Annotated in this window: 4 protein-coding genes; all 4 read left to right on the top strand. The window is 73.9% G+C overall.

The genetic code is table 11. The features are described from left to right. A partial coding sequence (locus tag C6N75_RS23695; RefSeq protein ID WP_407703266.1) for a quaternary amine ABC transporter ATP-binding protein occupies positions 1-1,101 on the top strand: 1,101 nt, incomplete at its 5' end. Further along, the gene (locus C6N75_RS23690; protein WP_105870928.1) at positions 1,098-3,017 is read left to right on the top strand and encodes an ABC transporter permease; all 1,920 of its coding nucleotides are present in this window, start codon (positions 1,098-1,100) and stop codon (positions 3,015-3,017) included. The genes C6N75_RS23695 and C6N75_RS23690, both read left to right, overlap by 4 nt. Position 3,018: 1 nt before the next feature. Beyond that, on the top strand, positions 3,019-3,981 hold the full coding sequence (locus C6N75_RS23685; RefSeq protein WP_105870927.1) for an ABC transporter substrate-binding protein: 963 nt from the start codon (positions 3,019-3,021) through the stop codon (positions 3,979-3,981). A gap of 164 nt (positions 3,982-4,145) precedes the next feature. After that, on the top strand, positions 4,146-4,601 hold the full coding sequence (locus C6N75_RS23680; RefSeq protein WP_105870926.1) for an NUDIX domain-containing protein: 456 nt from the start codon (positions 4,146-4,148) through the stop codon (positions 4,599-4,601). Positions 4,602-4,675: the final 74 nt, after the last annotated feature.

The raw sequence follows: 4,675 nt of genomic DNA, 5'->3' as shown, positions 1-4,675 counted from the left end.
ACCGAGAAGAAGCCCCCGACCCCCGAACATGCCCCGGCGCCGGTCTTCTCGGTCGACGGCCTGTGGAAGGTTTTCGGCCCCAAGGCGGCCCGCATACCCGGCGACCCGGAGCTGGCCGCCCTGCCCGCCGGCGAGCTGCGCGAGCGCACCGACTGCACCGCGGCCGTGCGGGACGTCTCCTTCGACGTCCGCAAGGGCGAGGTCTTCGTCGTCATGGGCCTGTCCGGCTCCGGCAAGTCCACCCTGGTCCGCTGCCTGACCCGGCTGATCGAGCCGACCGCCGGGACCATCGCCATCGACGGCGAGGACGTCGGCGCGATGGACAAGGCGCGGCTGCGCGAACTGCGCCGCCACCGCGCCGCGATGGTCTTCCAGCACTTCGGCCTGCTGCCGCACCGCACCGTCCTCGACAACGTCGCCTACGGCCTGGAGATCCAGGGCATGGGCCGCGCCGAGCGCCGCGCCAAGGCCACCGAACTGGTCGCCAAGGTCGGCCTGGACGGCATGGAGCAGCGCAGGCCCGGCCAGCTCTCCGGCGGCCAGCAGCAGCGCGTCGGTCTCGCCCGCGCCCTCGCCGCCGACCCGCAGGTCCTCCTCTTCGACGAGCCGTTCAGCGCGCTGGACCCGCTGATCCGCCGCGACATGCAGGAGGAGGTGGCCCGCCTGCACCGCGAGGAGGGCCGCACCATGGTCTTCATCACCCACGACCTGAGCGAGGCGCTGCGGCTCGGCGACCGGATCGCGCTGATGCGCGACGGCCGGATCGTGCAGCTCGGCACCCCCGAGGAGATCGTCGGCTCGCCCGCCGACGACTACGTCCGCGACTTCGTGCGCGATGTGCCGCGCGAGCAGGTCATGACGGTACGCAGCGCCATGCGGCCCGCCCGCGACGGCGAGGCCGAGACCGGCCCGGCCCTCGCGCCCACCGCCACCGTCGCCGAGGCGATCGAGGCGGTCGCCCGCAGCGGCGGCCCGGCCCGCGTCACCGAGCAGGGCCGCTGCCTCGGCGTGGTCGACCACCACGGCCTGCTGGCCGTCGTCGCCGGGGTGCCCGCCACCGTCCCGCCCCAGGGGGACGGCCGGAAGGCGGCCGCGGCATGACCACCACCACCGCCCCGCTCGCCGCGGGGCCCGCCAGACCGACCGCCCGCCGCTGGTGGCCGCTGGCCGCCGCGGTGCTGCTCACCGCCGCCGGCCTGCTCACCGCCGCCGGACTCACGTGGCCGTCCGCCCTCTCCGTCGGCCTCTCCGCCCCGCTCGGCTCGACCAGCGACTGGATCATCGACAACCGCGACAGCCACCCGCTCTTCCTCTACTTCCTGGGCCACGTCAGCAACGCGGTGGTGCTCTCCGTCCGGGCCGTCTACCTGGTGCTGCTCGCCCTCGGCTGGGCCGGCGTGACGGTCGCCGCCGGCGTCATCGCCTGGCGCGCGGCCGGCCTGCGCGTCGGGCTCTGCACGCTCGCCGCGTTCGCCGTCTGCGGGCTGCTCGGCATGTGGGTGCCCACCATGCAGACCCTCGCCCTGATGGTGGTGGCCGTCGCCGCCTCCCTCGTGCTGGGCGCCCTGCTCGGTCTGGCCGCCGGCCTCTCCGACCGCACCTTCCGCGCCCTGCGCCCCGTCCTGGACACCATGCAGGTGCTCCCGGCGTTCGCCTACCTCCTCCCCGTCGTCCTCGTCTTCGGCATCGGCGTCCCCGCGGCGGTGCTGGCCACCGTCGTCTACGCCGCCCCGCCGATGGCCCGGCTCACCGCCCTCGGCCTGCGCGAAGCCGACCCCACCGTCCTCGAAGCCGTCGACTCGCTCGGCGCGACCGCCCGCCAGCGCCTGATCACCGCCCGGTTGCCGCTGGCCCGCCGCCAGTTGCTCCTCGGCGTCAACCAGACCGTCATGATGGCCCTCTCGATGGCCGTCATCGCCTCCGTCATCGGCGCGGGCGGCCTCGGCGACCGGGTCTACCAGGCCCTCGCCTCCGTCGACGTGGGCGCCGCGCTCGCCGCCGGCATCCCGATCGTCCTGCTCGCCGTCGTGCTGGACCGCACCGCGACCGCCGAACGCGGCCAGCGGGACGGCCGCACCTGGCCCGCCTGGCTGCTCGCTGCCGCGCTCACCGCCGCCGCGGCCCTCGGCGCGAGGCTCCTCGGAGCGGTGGGCTGGCCGTCCTCGTGGAACGTGGCCATCGCCGAACCGGTCAACACGGCCGTCGACTGGATGACCGACCACCTCTACACCGGCGTCCCCGTCATCGGCGGCACCGCCGACTGGGCCGCCGCCTTCACGAGCTGGGTGCTCGACCCCGTACGCTCCGGCCTCCAGGCCCTCCCGTGGTGGGGCCTGCTCCTCCTCGTCGGCGCGCTCGCCCTGCTCGTGGGCACCTGGCGCACCGCGCTCACCGCCGTCGCCGCGATGGCCGCCATCGGCGTCCTCGGCGTCTGGGACGCGTCCCTGGACACCCTCTCCCAGGTTCTGGCCGCCGTCGCCGTCACCCTCGTCCTCGGCTTCGGCGTCTCCGTCGCCGCCGCCCGCAGCGCCCGCGTCGAACGCTGGCTGCGGCCCGTCCTGGACGTCTTCCAGACCATGCCGCAGTTCGTCTACCTCATCCCGGTGGTCGCCCTGTTCGGCGTGGGCCGCGCCCCCGCGGTCGCCGCCGCCGTCGTCTACGCCCTCCCGGCCGTGGTCCGCATCACCACCCAGGGCCTGCGCGGCGTCGACCCGGTCGCCCTGGAGTCGTCCCGCTCCCTCGGCGCGACGAGCTGGCAGCAACTGCGCTCCGTGCAGATCCCGCTGGCCCGCCCCGCCCTGCTGCTGGCCGTCAACCAGGCGGTCGTCCTCGTCCTCGCCGTCGTCATCATCGGCGGCCTGGTCGGCGGCGGCGCACTGGGCTACGACGTCGTCTTCGGCCTCGCCCAGGGCGACCTGGCCACCGGACTGGTCGCCGGCGCGGCCATCGTCTGCCTCGGCCTGATGCTCGACCGCGTCACCCAGCCCACCTCCGCCGCTTCCGGAAAGGGGGCCTGACATGCGTGTCCGCTCGCGAGCCGTCGTCGCCGCCGCCCTGCTCACCCTGACCGTCTCCGGCTGCGGCGCCGCCGACATGACCGTCCAGTCCTCCCCGTTCGCCGCCGCCGAAAGCTCCCGGGCGGTGACCCTCTCCCAGCAGTCCTGGGTCGGCGCGCAGGCCAACACGGCCGTCGCCAAGTACCTCCTGGAGCACGAGCTGGGCTACCGCGTGGACACCGTCCAGGTCGACGAGGTCCCCGCCTGGGACGCCCTGAGCCAGGGGCGGGTGGACGCCATCATGGAGGACTGGGGCCACCCCGAGCAGGAGCAGCGCTACATCGAGGACAAGGGCCTGATCACCCGCGGCGGCGACGTGGGCGTCACCGGCCACATCGGCTGGTACGTCCCCACGTACTTCGCGAAGGAGCACCCCGACGTCACCGACTGGCGCAACCTGAACAAGTACGCCGCCCAGCTCCGTACCGCCGAGTCCGGCGGCAAGGGCCAGCTCCTGGACGGCTCCCCGTCCTACGTCACCAACGACAAGGCGCTGGTCGAGAACCTCAAGCTGGACTACACCGTCGTCTTCGCCGGCTCCGAGGCCGCCCAGATCACCCAGATCAAGCAGTTCGCCAAGGAGAAGAAGCCCTTCCTCAGCTACTGGTACAAGCCCCAGTGGCTGTTCGAGAAGGTGCCGATGACGGAGGTGAAGCTCCCGCCGTACAAGGAGGGCTGCGACGCCGATCCCGACAAGGTCGCCTGCGCCTACCCGCACACCCCTCTCCAGAAGTTCCTCAACACCGACTTCGCCGAGAACGGCGGGGACGCGGCGGCGCTCCTGAAGAACTTCCACTGGTCGGAGAAGGAGCAGAACGAGGTCTCCCTCATGATCGCCGACCAGAAGCTCTCCCCGGACGCGGCCGCCGAGAAGTGGGTCAAGGCCAACGAGTCGATCTGGCGCACGTGGCTGCCCGAGCGGTGACCCCCGGCCCCTGGCGGACGACGGCCCGCCTCCCGCGCCCACGCGCCGGGAGGCGGGCCGTCGGCCGAGCGCACGCCGAGGTGTCAGGCGGCGACCGGCGGCGAGGTGTAATCGACGGGGGCAGCGCACGTCTGCCTCCGCCGAGACGACCGAGGGAACGCCCCGTGAACCGACTTCTCGCCAAGCTGTGGCGGCTCGTCCGCGGCCCCCTGCAATGGCGGATCCTCTGGCTGGCGCACGCCACGTTCATGGTGGGCGTGACCGGGGTGGTCCGCAACGACGCGGGGCAGGTGCTGCTGCTGCGGCACCGGATGTGGACGCCCCGGGCGCCCTGGGGGCTGCCCACCGGATTCGCCCGCCGGGGCGAGGAGTTCGGGATGACCGTCGTCCGGGAGGTGAAGGAGGAGACCGGCCTGGACGTCGAGCCCGGCAGGCTGGTGCGCCTGAGGAGCGGATACCGGCTGCGGGTGGAGGTCGCCTACGAGGCCCGGCTCACCGGCGGCACGCTGCGGCTGGACCCCTTCGAGATCCTGGAGGCCCGCTGGTGCGACGCCGACGCCCTGCCGGAGGGCCTACAGGAGGCCCACCGGGCGCTGATCGCGGGGGAGGCGTCCCGCTGAGCCCCGGGCGGGTGGGTGGCGGGCAAGTGCCGGCCCCTGGCGGGGCGGTGTGGGTAGGCGACTACGCAGGGGGG

Source organism: Streptomyces solincola, assembly GCF_002982015.1.
Lineage (GTDB): Bacteria > Actinomycetota > Actinomycetes > Streptomycetales > Streptomycetaceae > Streptomyces > Streptomyces solincola.
Note: the sequence above shows the minus strand (reverse complement) of the source record. Positions and strands in the feature narration are given on the sequence as shown.